The sequence below is a fragment of the Faecalibacterium sp. An58 genome (genome assembly GCF_002161515.1).
Lineage (GTDB): Bacteria > Bacillota > Clostridia > Oscillospirales > Ruminococcaceae > Faecalibacterium > Faecalibacterium avium.
In genome coordinates this window covers 1-18,386 of record NZ_NFHX01000021.1, presented here as the reverse complement: position 1 = coordinate 18,386, position 18,386 = coordinate 1, and the positions used below count along the sequence as shown (strand labels likewise).

Here is an 18,386-nt window from a genome sequence, read left to right as displayed (position 1 = left end):
CAACAATTTGTAGTATAGTTTTTACAAAATCAAATGTCAAGCCTTGTGCAGAAAAGAGGAAGAATTGAAACCGATTTGAGATAACTTATGCAAAGTTCGACCAAAAACTGCGAATATATGCAGTGCATGACCTGCGGCAGCGATGCCGGGCCGGTCGGTCAACGGTCAAAAAAGTCCCGTCCGACCGACGCGTGCGGATGGACGGGACATATACGGGACAGCCAAGCCGAGCTGCGCTCACAGATACCGTGCGATCTCCTCTGCACTGCGCTTGGGCACACAGTAATCCCGGTTCTCGTCCAGGTAGTACTTGATGCCGGTGCTCTCGGTCATGGGGACCACATGGCTGGCGTGGGCCGGGTAGCCCAGGGCCACCATCGAGTGCAGTTTTTCGGTCTCGGCCAGACCCAGCAGCTGTGCCAGGCGGGGCCGGTCGATGGCGCCCATGATGCAGCTGCCCACCCCTTTGGCCCAGGCGGCCAGGGTCAGGTTGGCCAGGGCGATGCCGGTGTCGGTATCCAGGTCGCCGGGGATGGTGGTGTCCTGCACCACCGCCACAAAAAGGGTGGGCTGCTGGCCGGGTGCCGGGACGCCCTGTTCGGCAGGCAGGTAGGCCGCCCACTTGACCAGGGGCTGCACCCGGGCCACATCCTCGGGCCGGGCCACGATGACCAGCCGCACGGCCTGGCGGTTGGCCCCGCAGGAGGACAGCCGCACCGCCTCCACCATATCGTGGATCACGTCGGCAGGCACCGGTTTTGGATCGAACCGGCGGTAGGTGCGGCGGGTGGCGAGAAGCTGCATGATGTCCATAATGGGTCTCCTTTCACAAATTCAGTGCCCGGCTTCCTGCAACAGGTCCGCCAGGCTGCGGACGGTCAGGCCGCCCCGGCCGGTGACAGTCTCGGCGTGGAGCAGGGAAGAAAGCACGCTCTCCTCCACGCACTCGGCCGCCGCCCGGAACAGCAGGTCGATCTTGGTTTCCCCCACCGCCTGCAGGCTGAGCAGGCTCTGCTGGGGGTAGTGGGGGATCTTGTTGGCCGTGGAAAAGGCGATGACGATCTCGCCGCTGCCGTTGCCGCAGTAGGAACCGGTGCGGCTCAGGCCCACGATGGCCCGGCGGGCCACCCGGCCCAGCTGGCGGCAGGTGAGGGGGATGTCGGTGGCCAGCACCGTGATGATGGAGCCCTTGTCCTGGTGGGGCGCCACCTGGGGCAGCTGGCCCAGACGCTGGGCGATGGGCACTCCCGCCAGGATGAGGTCGTCAAAGCGGGCATGGTTGGAGAGGACCAGCGCCCCCAGATGGAAGGACTGGCCGTCCAGCTCCACCACCCGGGAGGAGGAGCCGATGCCCCCCTTCAGCCCGTGGCAACGCATCCCGCGGCCGGCGCCCACGGCGCCCTCGGCAAAGTCGGCCCGGCAGTCAGCCAGGGCGGCCAGGGCGTCAGCCTCGGTGACGTGCAGGCCCCGGATATCGTTCAGGCCGCTGTCGTTGCACTCGCACACCACCGGGTTGACGCTGCCGGTGCTCTCGCAGATGTCGGGGCAGCGCTCCAGCATATACCGCACCAGGGCGGTGGCCGCGGTGCCCACGCTGAGGGTGTTGGTGAACAGGATGGGGGTCTCGAGGGTGCCCAGCTCGTCGATCTGTACCAGGCCGATGGTCTTGCCAAAGCCGTTGATGACGCAGCTGGCCGCCGCTACCTTTTGGTGGAAGGTGTCCCCGGGGTGGGGCAGCAGGGCGGTGACGCCGGTCTGCACCTCCCCCTGTGCCAGGGTGCAGTGACCCACCGTCACCCCCGGCACGTCGCTGATCTTGTTGCGGGGGCCATGGGGCATGGTGCCCACACGGAACCCCCAACGGGCTTCTATACCCATAAAAGTACCTCCTGCACAAAGCAGGCCCGGCCCCAACAGGGCGGTCGGGAAGCCGGGCTGTTTTCAGACGCTGTCCATGGTGTCCAGGTCGTAGGGTGTGTTCTGGTAGACGTAGTAGTTCAGCCAGTTGGAGTAGAGCAGGTGGGCATGGGCCCGCCAGCGGAACAGGGGGCTCTGGCTGGGATCGTCGCCGGGATAGTAGTTTTGGGGCACCGCGATGGGCAGGCCCTTGGCCAGATCCCGGCGGTATTCGGTGTCCAGTGTCAGCTTGTCGTATTCGGGGTGGCCGGTGACAAAGATCTGCCGCCCGTTCTCGGTGCTCAGCAGGTAGGGGCCGGCCTGGTCGCTGGCAGCCAGGACCCGCAGTTCGGGCCGGGCCTGTACATCGGCCACGCAGATGCCGGTGTGGCGGCTGTGGGGCGCGTAGAACACCTCGTCAAAGCCGCGCACCAGGGGATTTGCGGGGCGCAGCACCCGGTGGGGGAAGATGCCGAACATCTTTTGGGGCAAAAGCTCCTTGCGCACGCCGTAGTGGTGGTAGAGGGCCGCCTGGGCCCCCCAGCACACATGCAGAGTGGAATAGACGTTGGTCTTGCTGTACTCCATGATCTCGCACAGCTCGGGCCAGTAGTCCACCTGCTCGAAGGGGATGGTCTCCACCGGCGCGCCGGTGATGATCATGCCGTCGAACCGCCGGCCCCGCACCTCGTCAAAGGTCTTGTAAAAGGCCTCCAGATGGGCGGGGGAGACATGGGTGGCGGAGTGGCTGGCCGTTTGCAGCAGGGTCATGTGGACCTGCAGGGGACTGTTGGCCAGCAGCCGCGCGATCTGGGTCTCGGTGGCGATCTTGGTGGGCATCAGGTTGAGGATGGCGATCTCCAGCGGCCGGATGTGCTGGGAAAGGGCCCGCTCCCGGTGCATGACAAAGATATTTTCGGCATACAGGGCCTGGTAGGCCGGCAGGGATTTGGGGATGATCAGGGGCATGGCGCAGCCTCCTTTGTGCGGGCTGGAGGCTCAGACCTTGTCCAGAGCCTGGGCGATGTCGGCGATCAGGTCTTCGCTGGCCTCCAGGCCGCAGCTCATCCGCACCAGCTCGGCGGGGACGCCGGCGGCCTTCAGCTGCTCATCGTTCATCTGCCGGTGGGTGCTGGAAGCGGGATTCAGGCAGCAGGTGCGCGCATCGGCCACATGGGTCTCGATGGCGGCCAGCCGCAGGGACTTCATGAAGGTGCTGGCTGCCTCGCGGCCCCCTGCCAGCCCGAAGGACACCACGCCGCAGCTGCCATGGGGCAGGTACTTCTGGGCCAGGGGATAGTAGGGGCTGGACTCCAGCCCGCAGTAGTCCACATAGGCCACTTTGGGGTGCTGTTCCAGGAAGCGGGCCACCGCCAGGGCGTTCTCGCAGTGACGGGCCATCCGCACGTGCAGGCTCTCCAGGCCCAGGTTGAGGATGAAGGCCGACTGGGGGGACTGGCAGCAGCCAAAGTCCCGCATCAGCTGGGCGGTCGCCTTGGTGATGAAAGCGCCCTCCCGGCCGAACCGCTCGGCGTAGGTGATGCCGTGGTAGCTCTCGTCGGGGGTGCACAGGCCGGGGAATTTGTCGGCGTGAGCCATCCAGTCAAACTTGCCGCTGTCCACGATGGCGCCGCCCACCGCTGCGCCGTGGCCGTCCATATACTTGGTGGTGGAGTGGGTGACGATGTCGGCGCCCCACGCAATGGGCTGGCAGTTGACCGGGGTGGGGAAGGTGTTGTCCACGATCAGGGGTACCCCGTGCGCATGGGCGGCATGGGCAAACTTTTCGATGTCCAGCACGGTCAGGGCGGGGTTGGCGATGGTCTCGCCGAACACGGCCTTGGTGTTGGGACGGAAGGCGGCGTCCAGCTCTTCCTCGGTGCAGGTGGGGGACACGAAGGTCACATCGATCCCCATTTTGGCCATGGTGACCGAGATCAGGTTGAAGGTGCCGCCGTAGATGGTGGAGGAGGAGACGATGTGATCCCCGCACTGGCAGATGTTGAACAGGGCGAAGAAGTTGGCCGCCTGCCCGCTGGAAGTCAGCATGGCGGCGGTGCCCCCCTCCAGAGCGGCGATCTTGCGGGCCACCGCGTCACAGGTGGGGTTCTGCAGCCGGGAATAGAAGTAGCCGTCGGCTTCCAGGTCGAACAGCTTGCCCATATCCTCGCTGGTGTCGTATTTGAAGGTGGTGGACTGGATGATGGGGATCTGGCGCGGCTCGCCGTTGCCGGGGGTGTAGCCCCCCTGCACGCAGATGGTATCGCGGTTCATGGCAAAGACTCCTTTCGTGACAAATCTTGTCGGATCGTTTTATAGACGACGTTATAAACGGATGGTTATTTTTTCAGGCGCTTGTCGCTGTGGTTGGCCAGGGCGGTGCCTACGGTCTGGAACAGCTGCACCAGCACGATCAGCAGCACCACGGCGATCAGCATGATGTCGGCCTGGTAGCGGTAGTAGCCGTAGGAAATGGCGATCTTGCCCAGGCCGCCGCCGCCGATGGCGCCCGACATGGCCGAATAGCCCAGGATGGTGGTCAGGGCGGTGGTCATGCTGGAGACAAGGCCGGGCAGGCTTTCGGGGATCATCACCTTGGTGATGATCTGGAAGGGGGTGGCCCCCATGCTCTGGGCCGCCTCGATGACGCCGGCGTCCAGCTCCCGCAGGCTGGTCTCCACCAGACGGGCCACAAAGGGGAAGGAGGCCACCACCAGGGGCACGATGGTAGCGTTGGTGCCCACGGTGGTGCCGATGATCAGCCGGGAGAGGGGGAACACGCAGATCATCAGGATCAGGAAGGGGATGCTGCGCAGGATGTTGATGACGATGTTCAGCCCGTGCATCAGCCAGCCGGGCAGAGGCAGAACGCCGTCCTTGTCCCCGGCCACCAGAAGCACGCCCAAAGGCAGCCCCAGCACCAGGGCAAACGCGGTGGAGAGCACCGTGATATAAAAGGTCTCCCACACGGCAAAAGCGAAATCATAGACGGTCACAGGCCGGACACCTCCTCAACAGTCACACCGGGCTGGGCTTTCATATAGGCAACGGCCTGGCGGGCCGCCTCCACGTCCCGGGGCAGACGCAGCAGCATACTGCCAAAGCACTGGGCGTTCAGGTCGCGGGTATCGGCGCTGAGCACGCTGACCAGGATGCCGGTATCGGCGGCCAGGCTGGCCACCAGGGGCTTCTCGGTGGAGGAGCCGTTGAAGGTCAGGCGCACCACATGGTCGTCGGGCGCAAAGGAAGCCAGCTCCCGGGAGGCCTTGCCCCCGCCGGGCGCCACCAGACGGCGGGCCGCCGGGGTCTTGGGCCGGGCAAAGATCTCCTGCACCGACCCTTCTTCCACCACGCGGCCGTGGTCCAGGATGGCCACACGGTCACAGATGGCCTCCACCACGCTCATCTGGTGGGTGATCACCACCACCGTGATGCCCAGTTTCTGGTTGATCTGGCGGATCAGGGTCAGGATGGAGCGGGTGGTGTCGGGGTCCAGGGCGCTGGTGGCTTCGTCGCACAGCAGCACCTTGGGGTCGGTGGCCAGGGCCCGGGCGATGGCCACCCGCTGGCGCTGGCCGCCCGAGAGCTGGGCGGGGTAGGCCTCTGCCTTGTCGGGCAGGCCCACCGTCTGCAGCAGCTCCCGCGCGCGCTTTTCGGCATCGGCCTTTTTGATGCCGGCCAGCTCCATGGGGAAACAGACGTTTTTCAGGCAGGTGCGCTGCATCAGGAGGTTGAACTGCTGGAAGATCATGGCGATCTTCTGGCGGCGCTGGCGCAGCTGGGCAGGGGTCAGGGATTCCATCGCGGTGCCGTCGATCACCACCGAGCCCTGGGTGGGCCGCTCCAACAGGTTGATGCAGCGCACCAGGGTGCTTTTGCCCGCCCCCGACATACCGATGATGCCGTAGATCATCCCGTCGGGGATGGTCAGGTCGATATCCTGCAGCGCCTCCACGGCGCCGTCCTTCATCTGGAAGGTCTTGGACAGATGCTTGATCTCAATCACGACAAGTGCTCCTTCGCGTTATCAGCCAAAGATGGCGTCCAGGCTGGTCTGCTTGCCCCCGTAGATGCCCATGGGCTCCACATGGATGCCTGCCACCGTCACCAGGTGGGTGCCGTTCTGCTCATTGAAGTCGTCCAGGTAGGGCTGGTGCTGGAAGTAGTTGGTGTCCACCTGGCCGTCCTCCACCACCGTGTTGGGGATGATATAGTCATCAAACTCCTGGATATCCAGGGTGATGCCCTTAGCCTCCAGGATGGGCACGCACACCTCCAGCACTTCGCAGTGGGGGGCGGGGGTGGCGGCGCAGCTGATGGTCTGGCCGTTCAGGGCCTCGTAGTCCACGGTGGGATCGTAGCCGTCGGTGGGGTTTTCCACCACCGACACCACGGCGCCCTTGTACTGCTCGGCCATATAGTCCTTCACCTGCTGGCTCTGCAGGGCGGCGGCCAGAGCCTTGATGAGGGGCAGCTCCTGGTTGCCCTCCTTGCACACCAGCACGTTGACGTAGTCGGAGGTGCCGTCCTCCATGGCCAGCGCCTGGGTCATGGGGTCCAGTCCGGCGGGGATGGCGTAGTTGGAGTTGATGACGGCGTAGTCCTCATCCTGCAGCACATTGGGCACCTGGGCGGCCTCCACCTCGTCGATCACCACGTTGTAGGGGTTCTCCACGATGTCGTTTTTGGTGGCGGTGATGCCGGCGTCCTCGCTGAGGGTGAAGAAGCCGTTCTTCTCCAGCAGCCGCAGGGCGCGGGCCTCGTTGGTGGTGTCGTTGGGCACTGCGATGTGGAACTGGGTGCCGTTGGCGGAGCCGCCTGCGCCACAGGCGGCCAGGGCGGCGGCTGCGGCAGCCGCGCCGGTGACTTTCAGGAAATTGCGGCGAGTGATCTTGGACATGATGAAACTCCTCTTTTCATAAAGTTGGATGATGGGCCGGGGCGGAAAAGAAAAACTCCCGTCCCCACAGGTCTAAAAAACCTGCAAGGACGGGAGCAGAATGCTTCCGTGGTACCACCTTGGTTTACCGCCCCCTTGCGGGGTACGGCCTCGATGCTGCGGCGGCAGGGCGGACCCATGGCGCGACAGCCGGACGCTGTAACGGGCGCACCCGTCGCAGGCTTGGCGCTCTTGCCCCTCGCCCGCGCGGCTCCGAGACCATTTTCAGCCCCCTGTTCCCCGCCTGCTCTCACCGTCCAGGCTCTCTGGTAGAGGTCAATGCGAAGGCCTACTCTTCTCTTCACAGCCAATTTTATGATATCGTTTTTATTGTAGCCGCGTCGGGCTGTTTTGTCAACAGGCAAAAGCAAATCTTTTTTGCCAACTCCTGCCCTTGAGATGCGGCGGCCTTCGTGGTAAAGTATAGGCAGACGACGCGAGGGGAGCTATGCGCCCCCGCAAAACGATAGGAGGAGCGTATGGCGCAGCCCATTCAGCTTTATCCCGACGGCGAGGAGCGCCGCCGGATCATGGATTTTATTATGGCGGCAGGGCAGACCCTGCTGGAGAACGGGGCGGAGGTGTTCCGGGCCGAGCAGACCATGCAGATCATGGCCCGCAGCCTGCACCTGCGGGAGTTCCACGTCTATGTGCTGACCAACGGCATCTTTGCCAGCGCCGGCACCGCCGAGATCAGCGAGGTGCGCAATGTGCCCCAGCGCACCACACACCTGGGGCGGGTGGCCGCCGTCAATGAGCTGTCCCGGGAGCTGGCGGCAGGGCAGGTGGGCCTGGACGAAGCCGAGCGGCGCCTGGTGGCCGCGCGGCGGATCCCCTTCCCCAACGTCAAGGCCCAGGTGCTCAGCGGCACCGTGGGATCGGCGGCCTTTGCGCTGATGTTCGGCGGAGGGCTGGGGGAAGCTGCGGCCGCCGCTGCTGGGGGCTGCCTGGTCAGCCTTTACTTATGGACCTGCCGGCGGCTGCCGGCGCTGTTCCTCAAACTGACGGGGTCGGGGCTGATCACTCTGGTGTGCATCGCGGTGTGCGGGGCGCTGGGGGCCAGCGTCAACCATGCGGCCATCGGCGCGCTGATGATCCTGACCCCCGGCGTGGCCTTTACCATGTCCATCCGGGACTTTGTGAAAGGGGACTATCTCTCGGGCACCATCCGGATGATCGACGCGGTGCTGGTGGCCGCGTGCCTGGCCTGCGGCACCGGCCTTGTGCTGCGGGCTTATACCATGCTGACAGGGGTGGTGGTCGTATGACGGCGCAACAAGTGTTGGAGCTGGTGCGGCAGCTGTTCCTGGGCGGGGTGGGCACTTTGTGCTTTGGCATCCTGTTCGGCATCCCCCGCAAATGCTACCTGGCCTGCGCCGCCACCGGCGCGGTGGGCTGGCTGACCTATGAGCTGGCCGTCATGCTGGGGATCGGGGCGGTCACCGCCAACCTGCTGGCGGCCATCCCCCTGACGCTGCTGGCTCGCATCTTTGCCATCACCCTCAAAGCCCCGGTGACGGTGTTTTTGCTGTGCGGCATCTTCCCCCTGGTGCCCGGTGCCGGCATCTACTACACGGCCTATTACTTCATCCAGAACGACAACCTCCAGATGGCGGCCAGCGCCGCCGACACCGTTAAGATCGCCGCAGCCCTGGCCATCGGCATCTCCCTGGTGCTGGGCCTGCCTCTGCCCGGCCCCAAAGCCCGGAAGGATAAATGAAAGGGGATGCAGGCTGTCAGCAAAAGGATATCGTGGGATAAAGGATCGATTTGGTTTGGACCTGAGGGCGCAGAGGTATCCTGTTTGCGGAAGAATCCTCCTGTTTGCGCGAAAATGACGGGCTTTTTTGAAAAAAGAAACGATATATAGATGTTTCGCCTTTTTGGGCCAAGTTGACGCTGAAAAAAACCAAACGTATAATGAATAGAAACAGCGCGTTATTTTACGGAATGGCTTTGGCCCAGAAAGGAACAGACGATGACAGAACGGGAAATCCAGAACCACGCGATCCAGCAGCTTTTACAGGATTGCGACCGCGCCAGGATGGTCAATGAGGAGAACTTATACAGCATTCTGCGCAGCAATGCAGATACGGATTATGGCCGCCGGCATCACTTTGCGCAACTGAAGAGCGTAGAGGACTACCGGGCCGCAGTACCTGTTACGGAATACAGCGACTATCCGGATCTTTCCGCCCATCCTGAGCGGTATACGGCTCTGCCCATCTGCTGCACCCTTACCACATCCGGGACCACCGGCAAACAGAAAGAGATCCCCATCTCCCATGTCTCGATGGAGCGATATGGTCCATATTTGCATGACATGATCTATTATCTGGTGGGAGGACGCCAGGGGCCTCACCTGCATACCAGCATTTTCCGCCCGGCTGTGAATGGCCGGATGCTCATGTCCTCGGCCTATTATACGTTCCTGCGGGAAGCGGGATATCTGGACGTCAGCACCTATCTGGGAGGGGAAGATCTGCTGTTCTGCGGTCAAATCGATCAGGTGGCCTATGTGAAACTGTGGCTGGCTCTGGGCTGTCGGGATCTAGTGAGCATACAGTCCATCTTTTTGTACGATGTACTGATCCTGTTCAGCTATCTGGAAGAAAACTGGCGTATGCTGCTGGACGATATGCGCAGCGGTACGTTCTCCGTGCCTCTGGAGTCCTGGGTGCGTCAGCGACTGCTGTGCCATCCCGTAAGCCCGGAGCGGCTGGAGGAACTGGAAAAGATCCTTGCTGGCGGATTCGGCACACCCATCGCTCGCCGTCTGTGGCCCGAGCTGCGGGTCGTGGTTGGCAATGGAAGCAAGGCGTTCACCTTGCAGATCGAGGCATTGAAGCGCTACACGGGAAGCCTGCCTCTTGAATACTATTCTTATGGCCTGTCGGAATGCCTGCCCGGGATCCCCACCCGCCTCGACAGCGAGGATTTTACTCTGCTGCCCCGCAGTGCTTTCTATGAGTTTATGAGAGAGGATGGCAAGCTCTGCCTGGAGCAGGAGCTGGAAGTGGGGCGCCGCTACGAACTGGTCCTGACCACCTTTTCGGGTCTGTACCGCTATCGCTCCCAAGACCTTTTGGAGATCGTGGGCTGGAACGGCCAGTCTCCGGTGTTCCATCTGCTGGGCCGCAGAGGTTATATGCTGAATGTTGCGGGTGAAAAACTGGATGATGCCACGGCCCGCGCTGCGGTGGCTCTCTGGGCCAAAGAGCAGGGGCTGCAGGTTTTGGATTGTTCGCTTGGCATTGACAGCAGCCGTTATCCGTGCAGCTATTGCCTGTTTGCTGAGGCGGAGGGTCAGCCGCGTCCCGGCTTTGCAGATCGTTTTGACAAAGCTTTGGCGCAGCAGGCGCCCGATTATGAAGATGTGCGCCGTCTGGGTCTGCTGGCGGCCCCCCGCGTCTACCTGCTGCACAAGGGGGAGATCGGCGGCTTTTTGGCGCAGAGCGCGAAAGGAAATGCACACAGCAAGCCCCATCTGTTTCTGAGCCAGGAACAGACGGCGGATCTTGTCCGTAAAGTCGGCAAATAGGAGGAGGTAGGGAAAGGACGCCATGAAACGTGTATCCAAACTGAGCCTGCGCTTCTTTTTGGGCTGTGTCCTTTTGGGAGCGCTGATCTGCTTCTCCACGTGCGTAGTGGGATATTTCCAGTACCGGGATTCGATCCGCAGCCAATACAGCGCGCAGGCGTACAGCACCGCGGAGGTGGCGGCATCTTATGTGAGCGGTGAGGATCTGCACCGTTATGTGCAGCTGGTGACGGGGTACCATGATGGAACGGTGACGGAGGCGGAGATCGCTGCGGTAAGCGAGAGCGGTGCATACCAGCAGGCCAGCAGGCAGATGAACGACTTGCAGGTGGCTATGGGAGCCAGTGACATCATGGTCTTTGTCCTGGATGAGGAAGAACTGCTGTCTTATAACGGCACCCGGGAAAACTGGGAACCTCTGCTGTACATTTTCGACAACAACGACAACGCCTCATTGTCTTATCGTATAGGGGACAGGGGCAGCTTTAAGCCGGAATTCATCGAGGATCTGTATCGGATCGGTACCACCGGCCAGCGGGTGGACAACTATTTCTTTTCAAAAGGGGAATACGGCTACAATACGTCGGCGATCCTGCCGCTGCTGGATGAGGACGGGTCGGTGCTGGCCATCGTAGCGGTCGAGATGCCGATGGCTACCCTGAATGCACGTCTGGCCCGGTACATGATTGCCTCCATCCTGACGACTGTAGTCATCACCCTGACATTTGTGTTGCTCTATATGGTCTATCTGTATCGCAGGGTGGTGCGCCCGGTGGAGGCTGTCACCCGAGCAACGGCGCAATTTGCAGAGGATCACACCCGACTCAGCACAGAGCTGGAACAGGTGCGGACAAAGGACGAGATACAGACTCTGGCTGCCAGTGTGCTCAAGATGGAAACCGACCTGAACCGGTATATCGATGACCTGACCCGTATCACCGCAGAAAAAGAGCGGGTAAGCGCCGAGCTCAACGTTGCGGCCAAGATCCAGTCGGATATGCTGCCTCGGGTCTTTCCCGCTTTCCCGGAGCGGGAAGAATTTGACATCTATGCCTCGATGGACCCGGCCAAAGAAGTGGGCGGCGATTTCTATGACTTTTTCCTGGTGGACAAGGATCATCTTGCTCTGGTGATAGCGGATGTATCCGGCAAAGGAGTACCGGCGGCCCTCTTTATGATGATTTCCAAGACGCTGATCAAGAACGCGGCACAGTCGGGCTTGTCTCCCAAAGAGGTACTGGAAAAAGTCAACAACCAACTCTGCGAAAACAATGACGCCGAGATGTTCGTTACGGTATGGCTGGGCATCCTGGAAATCTCCTCCGGTCGGATGATTTGTGCAAATGCGGGTCATGAGTTTCCGGCCATTCGCAGGAAAGATGGACGGTTTGCCCTGTATCAGGACCGGCATGGATTTGTGCTGGCTGGTATGGAAAATATGCGGTATAAGGAGTATGAGCTGCAGCTGTCGGCAGGCGACGCTTTGTTCGTCTATACGGACGGCGTGCCTGAGGCTACCAATGGGGACAACGTTTTGTTTGGCGCTGACCGTATGCTGGAAGCGCTGAATGTATGCCCGGACAGCACCGGCCAGCAATTGCTGTGGAACGTGCGCGGTGCGATAGACTACTTCGTGGGCAGCGCCCCGCAGTTTGATGACATAACCATGCTTGCCCTCACCATAACAGACCCGCCGGCACAGCAGCCCGGGGCAGAAGGATTTACAACTGGGTCCTGCGATTTTGTGTGAGGATCCGGGGCAGTTCGGATCGCTTCGGCAGGCGCCCGTGCGGCAATGGAAGGTTGGCAAGGGGGCAAAAATGCAGGAAAATAATCCCATCGTCCAAAACAAAAGCCGGCAGGTCCCTGCCGGCTTTTGCTTTTTGCATGATAAGTGGTCTTATCGCTTTTTGGGGTGGGCGGAGCGCTTTTTGCGCACCGAATAGCCAAAGGTGCCGAGGCGCTTGCCCAAAGCCCGGTATTCTCCGTGGTTGTAGGCGATCAGGCCGGCCCGGTCCAGCCGGAGCTTGCCCTCGCTGTCCAGCAGGCTCTCGTCCACGCACACCCCTTCCACCACCGCCAGGAACAGCTCGTGGCTGCCCAGGGGGATGGTCTGGGTCACCCGGCACTCGAGGGCCAGAGGGCTTTCGGCCAGGATGGGGCAATCGGGATGGACGGTCCCCGGCTCGGCATGGAGGCCCAGGGCGGCGAACTTGTCCACATCCCGGCCGCTCTTGACCCCGCACCAGTCCACCGCCCGCACCAGCCCTTCGGTGGGCAGGTTGACCGCAAAGACGCCGCTGTCTTTGATCAGGCCGTAGCTGTACCGCTCGGGCCGGATGCTCACCGACACCATGGCGGGCCGGGTGCAGATGGTGCCCGCCCAGCCCACTGTGATCAGGTTGGGCTTTTCGATGCTGCCGCAGGACACCAGCACCGGGGGGACCGGGTTGAGAAGGGCCGCGCCCTTCCAGCTCTGTTTGCTCATCCGTGATACTTCCTTTCATAGGGCTGCCAGGTGCGCTCGCTGATGATATAGCGGGGCCGGGCTTTGGTCTCCATATAGATCTTGCCGATGTATTCTCCGATCACGCCCAGGCACACCAGCTGGATGCCGCCCATCAGACAGACGATGCAGATGGTGCTGGCCCAGCCGGCCACCGTGCTGCCCAGCACCCCCAGCACCACCGCCCAGACCACCCCGATGAAGCTCAGGATGCTGAACAGCAGCCCCACCCCGGTGATCAGCCGGATGGGTTTGTTGGACAGGCTGGTGATGCCGTCGAACGCCAGGCCCAGCATTTTGGACAGGGGATAGTGGCTTTCCCCGGCCAGGCGCTCATGGCGCTCGTAGGCCACCGTCTCACTGGGGAAGCCCGCCAGCGGCACCATCCCGCGCAAAAAGATATTCACTTCGTGGTAATCCGCAAAGTGCTCCAGCACCCGGGCGCTGATCAGCCGGTAGTCGGCGTGGTTGAACACGATGTCTGCGCCCAGCAGGTTCATCAGGTGGTAGAAGCCCTCGGCGGTGAACCGCTTGAAAAAGGTATCGGTATCCCGGCGGCTGCGCACCCCATACACCACCTCGGCCCCGGCCAGGTATTTGCGCACCATCTCGTCCATGGCGTTGATGTCGTCCTGACCGTCGCAGTCGATGGAGATGGTCACATCGCACTGGTCTTTGGCCTCCATCAGCCCGGCCAGCACGGCGTTCTGGTGGCCCCGGTTGCGGCTTTGGCTGATGCCGATGTAGTGGGGGTCCTGCTGCGCGAACTGGCAGATCAGCTGCCAGGTGCGGTCTCTGGAGCCGTCGTTCACAAAGCAGACCCGGCTTTTGTCGCTGATGAGGCCCTGCGCCGTCAGATCCAGGATCTTGTGCAGAAACTGCGGCGCGGTGATGGGAAGCACTTCTTCTTCGTTGTAACAAGGAATGATGATCCAGAGGATCGGTTTTCCGCTCATGACAGATATTCTCCTTTTCGTGCAGGTTCACTGCGACAGCTTGCGCAGCCCGTCGGGGTCCCGCAGCTTGAAGCTGCTGCGGTAGGTGTCCAGAAGGCCCTCCCGCTGCATCCGGCCCAGTTCCCGGCTGAGGGCGCTGCGGTCGCAGTTGAGGTAGTCCGCCAGCTGGGCCCGGGTGAAGGGGATGCGGAAGGTCAGCTGCCCCGCCCGCTCGGCTTCACTGAGCAGGTAGGACGAGACCTTGGCCCGCAGGCTGCGCAGCAGCAGCAGATCCACCCGGCGGGCCAGCATGAAATATTTGTCGCTGATGGTGCGCACCAGGTTTTGCAGCACCAGCTGCTGGGCGGCGCTGCCGTCGGGGTGCAGCAGCCGCTGGTAGGGGATCAGCAGCACCTCACAGGGGGCCCGCGCGATGACGGTGACAGGGCTGCACAGGCTGGAGCCACCCAGCACGTCTCCGTAGATCCCGCCGGGGCCCATCTGGGTGATGGGCAGGCGGCTGCCGTCGGGGGCCAGGCGCGCCGCCTCGATCCATCCCGACAGGATCACCCCCACGCAGTGGTTGGGCACGCCGGCCTGCACCAGTACGGCGCCCCGGTTGTAGCTGCGGCGTACCGCGCCGATCTGGGCCAGCAGCCCGGTCAGGGCCTCGGCCTCCAGCCCGCTGAACAGCGGGGTCGATTGTAAAAGGGTCAGTTCGTTTTGCATAGGCTTTTCCCACCAGCCGTGCCTGCCCCCGGATGGAAGGCGCTTGCAGGCTTTCTGTTGCGTGTGCAACGGTAATTTCCTTCTTATTATAGTAGAATGATGGCTGCAAAGCAAATGGTTTTGTGCATTTTTTGAAAATTGTAAAAATCCCCGGGCTTCCGGCGCGTCCCGTCGTGCCGGCCGTCCCAAGGAAAGAAGGAACCAGATCATGAAAAGAATCGTTTCCCTGTTGCTTTCTGCGGCCATGCTGCTGGGCCTGGCCGCCTGCGGCGGATCTTCCGGCGCGGTGTCTTCCGGTGCGGCGTCCAGCCAGGCCGCGCCGGCCCCGTCCAGCCAGGCGGTTTCCCCGGAGGCCGCATCCAGCCAGGCGGCCCAGCCGCTGACGGCCCAGACGGTGCGCATCGCCGGCCTGAAGGGCCCCACCACCATGGGCCTTGTCAATCTGCTGCCCATGAAGGAGGCGGGCACAGCCGCTCTGGACTATGACCTGCAGCTCTACGGCGCCGCCGACGAGATCGTCCCGCTGCTGACCAAGGGTGAACTGGATATGGCGGCCATCCCCGCCAACCTGGCCGCCACCCTCTACCAAAAGACCGAGGGCGCCATCCAGGTGATGGCGGTCAACACCCTGGGGGTGCTGTATGTGGTGGAAAAGGGCGATACCATCCACTCGGTGGCTGACCTGGCCGGGCGCACCATCCTGTCCACCGGCAAAGGCACCACCCCTGAATATGTGCTGCGCTACCTGCTGGAGCAGAACGGCCTGGACCCTGACACGGATGTGACCATCGAATTTTACAGCGAGGCCACCGAAGTGACCGCCCAGATGGCGGTGGCGGAGGACGCCGTCGCGGTGCTGCCCCAGCCCTATGTCACCAGCGCCTCGATGCAGGACGATACCCTGCGGGTGGCTCTGGACCTGACAGAGGAGTGGGACAAGGTGTGCGACACCCAGCTGATCACCGGCGTGACGGTGGTGCGCACTGCGTTTGCGCAGGAGCACCCCGATGTGGTCGCGGCCTTCCTGGAGGAATACGCGGCCAGCGTAGACGCCGCCAACAACGACCTGGACGGCACCGCCGCCCTCTGTGAGGAGCAGGGCGTGGTAGCCAAGGCGGCCATCGCCAAGGCGGCCCTGCCTGCCTGCAACATCGTCTGCATCACCGGCGACGAGATGCGGGCCGATGTGGAGGGCTACCTGCAGGTGCTCTGCGACGCTGACCCCGCCTCGGTGGGCGGCGCCATGCCCGACCAGGGTTTCTACTGGCTGGGCTGAGACCGGCCTGAACCCCGGCAAATCCCATCCGGCCTGGATGCGCCCTGCGTCCGGGCCGGATTTTTGCTTTACACGGGCGGGCCTTTTGGTTTATACTGCACTGGAAAAGGAGGTGCTGGGGTGAAAACGAAAAAGAGATCCTGGCTGGCCCGGCTGGCTGCGGTGGCCTTCTGGCTGGCGCTGTGGCAGTGGGCCGCGGCGGCGGTAGGGCAGGAGGTGTTCCTGGTGTCCCCGGTACGGGCCCTGTCCACCCTGGTGGGGCTGCTGCCCACAGGGGCGTTCTGGGGACGGGTGGCCTTCAGCAGCGGGCGCATCCTGCTGGGGTTTGGACTGGGGTGCCTGTGCAGCGCGGCTCTGGCGGTGGCCGCCCGGCTGTCCGGTGCCGTGGAGGTGCTGCTGGAGCCCATCATCCAGCTGGTCAAGGCCACCCCGGTGGCCAGCTTTGTGATCCTGGCCCTGGTGTGGGTGCGGGGCCGGGAACTGAGCATCCTGATCAGTTTCCTGATGGCGGTGCCGGTCCTGTACAGCGCCCTGCGCACCGGCATGGCCAGTGCGGATGCCCAGCTGCTGGAGATGGCCCGGGTGTTCCGGCTGCCCTGGGGCCGCAGGCTGCGGGCCATCTGGCTGCCCGCCGTGCTGCCCGCCTTCCGGGAGGGGTGCCGCACCGCCCTGGGCCTGTGCTGGAAAAGCGGCGTGGCCGCCGAAGTGATCGGTCTGCCCGACGGCAGCATCGGGGATGCGCTGTATAGGGCCAAGATCACCCTTTCCACCGGGGAACTGTTTGCCTGGACCTTTGTCATCATATGCCTGTCCGCCGCTTTTGAAAAGGGGTTCCTGGCCCTGCTGGGCGTGGCGGTGCGCCGGGTCTGTGGGGAGGAACAGCCATGAGCCTGCGTGTAGAAAATCTGACCAAAGCCTTTGGGGAACATCTGCTGTTCCGGCAGCTGCGTTTTACGATCGACGGGCCTGCAGTGCTGTGGGCACCCAGCGGCTGGGGCAAAACCACCCTGCTGCGGATCCTGATGGGGCTGGAACAGCCCGACAGCGGACGGGCCGACGGGGTGGGGCGGGTGGCCGCCGTCTTTCAGGAGGACCGCCTCTGCCCCCAGCTGACGGCGGTGGACAACGTTCTGCTGGTTTTGCCCGACGGCAGGGCGCAGCGGCAGGACGTGCAGGCGGATTTTGCCTTTTTGGGGATGGAAGGGGAGGCCCTGACCCTGCCTGCGTCCCGGCTGTCCGGAGGGCAGAAGCGGCGGGCCGCCCTGCTGCGCGCCCTGTGGGCCAGAGCGGACACCCGCCTGTTCGACGAACCCTTTACCGGCCTGGACCCCGCCGCCATGGAAAAGGCTGCGGATCTGCTGGTCCGCCGCTGTGCAGGCGCGCCCGCCCTGCTGGCCACCCATGACCGCGCCGCCATCCAGGCTTTGGGCTGGCCGGTGCTCCGCCTGGATGAGCTGGCCGGCCGGTGAGATCGAGCCTCCACGATGCCAAAAGCGCACGCGAAAGCGTGCGCTTTTTTGCTGCCTCCGAATCCCCTGCGCCCGAAGTTAGGGAATGCGAACTAAAGAAAATAAAGAAAAAATGGAAAAATTTGAAATTGGGTCTTGACACCGGGGGGGGTATGTTATGATAGGCACACAAAGGAAAGGACCTTCCTTTGAACCTGTTTTGGGTCTCTATCTTTTATACACCATAAGGAGGAAAAATTCATTATGAAACTCAAGAAGATTGCTTCTCTGGCGCTGGCCGGCATCATGGCCGTCAGCATGCTCACCGCTTGCGGTGAGGGCACCAGCAACAGCGGCTCTTCTAGCAGCGAGAATACCAGCACTGCTTCTGGCTACTCTGCTATGCTGGGTGAGAAGGCTGCTAAAGCCCTGAGCAGCAGTGACCGTGATAAGATTGTCTCTTTCGCTGACAATGCAGATGATCAGAAGGCTCTGGAAAAGGTTGTTCTTAACAATGTTGCACAGAGCAGTGTTCAAAATATTCTGAGAGATGTGGCGGGTGTTAATGGTACTTGGAATACGGGCGATCCGACTATTCGTACTGTTGATGCTGACTTTGCAAATGAGATTGAGGCAGTTGGTGGTGTTTCGGCTGTGGATACATGGGCTGCTTCTGTGAATGATGACACATTTGCAAGTGTTTGGGTTGCAAGTGGCGACATTTCGATGAATACAGTTTTGGATACTGTGTTCGATACGCTGGAAAACGACTTTAAGGCTCTTAAGAAAGATGACGTTTTTCAGACCTTAGTCGATGTTAACTATACCTATGATGTTGCTGTGAGCGTTGTGAATGTGCCTGTAACATACAATACCAACAGAAGTGGCTCTGTCAACTTCGTTGCTGTGTCGATTGTCCGCGACGCTGAGATTGCTTAAAACTTTACTTATAACACCCCCGGGGCACCATACCGGGAGATGATATAAGGGGCGGGCGGGTGCCAGAGACCACCTGCGCGCTCGGGTAAAACACCCATCCGATGTGGCGGCAAAGAGGAATAGAACCATATTCCTTCTGTTGTTGATCGCACCAAAACAAAAGAACTTTTGCGTCAC

Annotated in this window: 18 protein-coding genes; 8 read left to right on the top strand and 10 right to left on the bottom strand. The window is 62.1% G+C overall.

The window, feature by feature from the left end; genetic code table 11:
• Nucleotides 1-237 precede the first annotated feature (237 nt).
• From B5G12_RS11030 to B5G12_RS11000, 7 genes are all read right to left on the bottom strand, one after another.
• A complete protein-coding gene (locus B5G12_RS11030) occupies nt 238-813 on the bottom strand; it encodes a nitroreductase family protein (RefSeq protein WP_087229149.1) in 576 nt (191 codons plus the stop codon).
• A 21-nt stretch (nt 814-834) separates the two neighbouring features.
• The gene (locus B5G12_RS11025) at nt 835-1,878 is read right to left on the bottom strand and encodes a DmpA family aminopeptidase (protein WP_087229146.1); all 1,044 of its coding nucleotides are present in this window, start codon (nt 1,876-1,878) and stop codon (nt 835-837) included.
• Nucleotides 1,879-1,941: 63 nt separating this feature from the next.
• Entirely contained in the window at nt 1,942-2,865 is a 924-nt protein-coding gene (metA, locus tag B5G12_RS11020; RefSeq protein ID WP_087229143.1) for a homoserine O-acetyltransferase MetA, read from the bottom strand.
• Nucleotides 2,866-2,895: 30 nt separating this feature from the next.
• Nucleotides 2,896-4,170: an O-acetylhomoserine aminocarboxypropyltransferase/cysteine synthase family protein gene (locus B5G12_RS11015; RefSeq protein ID WP_087229140.1), complete on the bottom strand. Its 1,275-nt coding sequence runs from the start codon at nt 4,168-4,170 to the stop codon at nt 2,896-2,898.
• Nucleotides 4,171-4,235: 65 nt separating this feature from the next.
• Nucleotides 4,236-4,892, bottom strand: a complete 657-nt coding sequence (locus B5G12_RS11010; RefSeq protein WP_087229137.1) for a methionine ABC transporter permease — start codon at nt 4,890-4,892, stop codon at nt 4,236-4,238.
• On the bottom strand, nt 4,889-5,902 hold the full coding sequence (locus B5G12_RS11005) for a methionine ABC transporter ATP-binding protein (protein WP_087324936.1): 1,014 nt from the start codon (nt 5,900-5,902) through the stop codon (nt 4,889-4,891). The genes B5G12_RS11010 and B5G12_RS11005 overlap by 4 nt, the downstream gene beginning before the upstream one ends.
• A gap of 21 nt (nt 5,903-5,923) precedes the next feature.
• Nucleotides 5,924-6,796 (bottom strand): MetQ/NlpA family ABC transporter substrate-binding protein, encoded by an 873-nt coding sequence (locus tag B5G12_RS11000; protein WP_087229131.1) that lies wholly within the window; start codon nt 6,794-6,796, stop codon nt 5,924-5,926.
• Nucleotides 6,797-7,314: 518 nt separating this feature from the next.
• Between B5G12_RS11000 and B5G12_RS10995 the strand changes: the two genes are divergently transcribed.
• From B5G12_RS10995 to B5G12_RS10980, 4 genes are all read left to right on the top strand, one after another.
• A complete protein-coding gene (locus tag B5G12_RS10995) occupies nt 7,315-8,103 on the top strand; it encodes a threonine/serine exporter family protein (RefSeq protein ID WP_087324935.1) in 789 nt (262 codons plus the stop codon).
• Nucleotides 8,100-8,555 carry a threonine/serine exporter family protein gene (locus B5G12_RS10990; RefSeq protein WP_087324934.1) on the top strand — a complete coding sequence of 152 codons (456 nt, stop codon included), beginning with the start codon at nt 8,100-8,102 and terminating at the stop codon, nt 8,553-8,555. Before B5G12_RS10995 ends, B5G12_RS10990 begins: the two co-directional genes overlap by 4 nt.
• A gap of 258 nt (nt 8,556-8,813) precedes the next feature.
• Entirely contained in the window at nt 8,814-10,376 is a 1,563-nt protein-coding gene (locus B5G12_RS10985; protein WP_087324933.1) for a GH3 auxin-responsive promoter family protein, read from the top strand.
• Between the two features lie 22 nt (nt 10,377-10,398).
• Nucleotides 10,399-12,126, top strand: coding sequence for a PP2C family protein-serine/threonine phosphatase (locus tag B5G12_RS10980; protein WP_087324932.1), 1,728 nt, complete (start codon nt 10,399-10,401; stop codon nt 12,124-12,126).
• A 150-nt stretch (nt 12,127-12,276) separates the two neighbouring features.
• On the opposite strand, the gene B5G12_RS10975 is transcribed toward B5G12_RS10980, so the two are convergent.
• From B5G12_RS10975 to B5G12_RS10965, 3 genes are read right to left on the bottom strand one after another with little or no spacing between them, the layout of a single operon-like run.
• Nucleotides 12,277-12,864, bottom strand: a complete 588-nt coding sequence (locus B5G12_RS10975) for a flavin reductase family protein (protein WP_087324931.1) — start codon at nt 12,862-12,864, stop codon at nt 12,277-12,279.
• Nucleotides 12,861-13,838 (bottom strand): glycosyltransferase family 2 protein, encoded by a 978-nt coding sequence (locus tag B5G12_RS10970; RefSeq protein WP_087229119.1) that lies wholly within the window; start codon nt 13,836-13,838, stop codon nt 12,861-12,863. Before B5G12_RS10970 ends, B5G12_RS10975 begins: the two co-directional genes overlap by 4 nt.
• A gap of 27 nt (nt 13,839-13,865) precedes the next feature.
• Complete coding sequence (locus B5G12_RS10965; RefSeq protein WP_087229116.1) at nt 13,866-14,546, bottom strand: Crp/Fnr family transcriptional regulator; 681 nt, start codon at nt 14,544-14,546, stop codon at nt 13,866-13,868.
• 208 nt (nt 14,547-14,754) lie between these two features.
• On the opposite strand from B5G12_RS10965, the gene B5G12_RS10960 reads away from it, so the two are divergent.
• From B5G12_RS10960 to B5G12_RS10945, 4 genes are all read left to right on the top strand, one after another.
• Nucleotides 14,755-15,822 (top strand): ABC transporter substrate-binding protein, encoded by a 1,068-nt coding sequence (locus tag B5G12_RS10960; RefSeq protein WP_087324930.1) that lies wholly within the window; start codon nt 14,755-14,757, stop codon nt 15,820-15,822.
• A 120-nt stretch (nt 15,823-15,942) separates the two neighbouring features.
• Nucleotides 15,943-16,710 carry an ABC transporter permease gene (locus tag B5G12_RS10955; protein WP_087324929.1) on the top strand — a complete coding sequence of 256 codons (768 nt, stop codon included), beginning with the start codon at nt 15,943-15,945 and terminating at the stop codon, nt 16,708-16,710.
• Complete coding sequence (locus B5G12_RS10950; RefSeq protein WP_087324928.1) at nt 16,707-17,291, top strand: ABC transporter ATP-binding protein; 585 nt, start codon at nt 16,707-16,709, stop codon at nt 17,289-17,291. The genes B5G12_RS10955 and B5G12_RS10950 overlap by 4 nt, the downstream gene beginning before the upstream one ends.
• A 243-nt stretch (nt 17,292-17,534) precedes the next feature.
• Complete coding sequence (locus tag B5G12_RS10945) at nt 17,535-18,209, top strand: hypothetical protein (protein ID WP_087324927.1); 675 nt, start codon at nt 17,535-17,537, stop codon at nt 18,207-18,209.
• Nucleotides 18,210-18,386 lie beyond the last annotated feature (177 nt).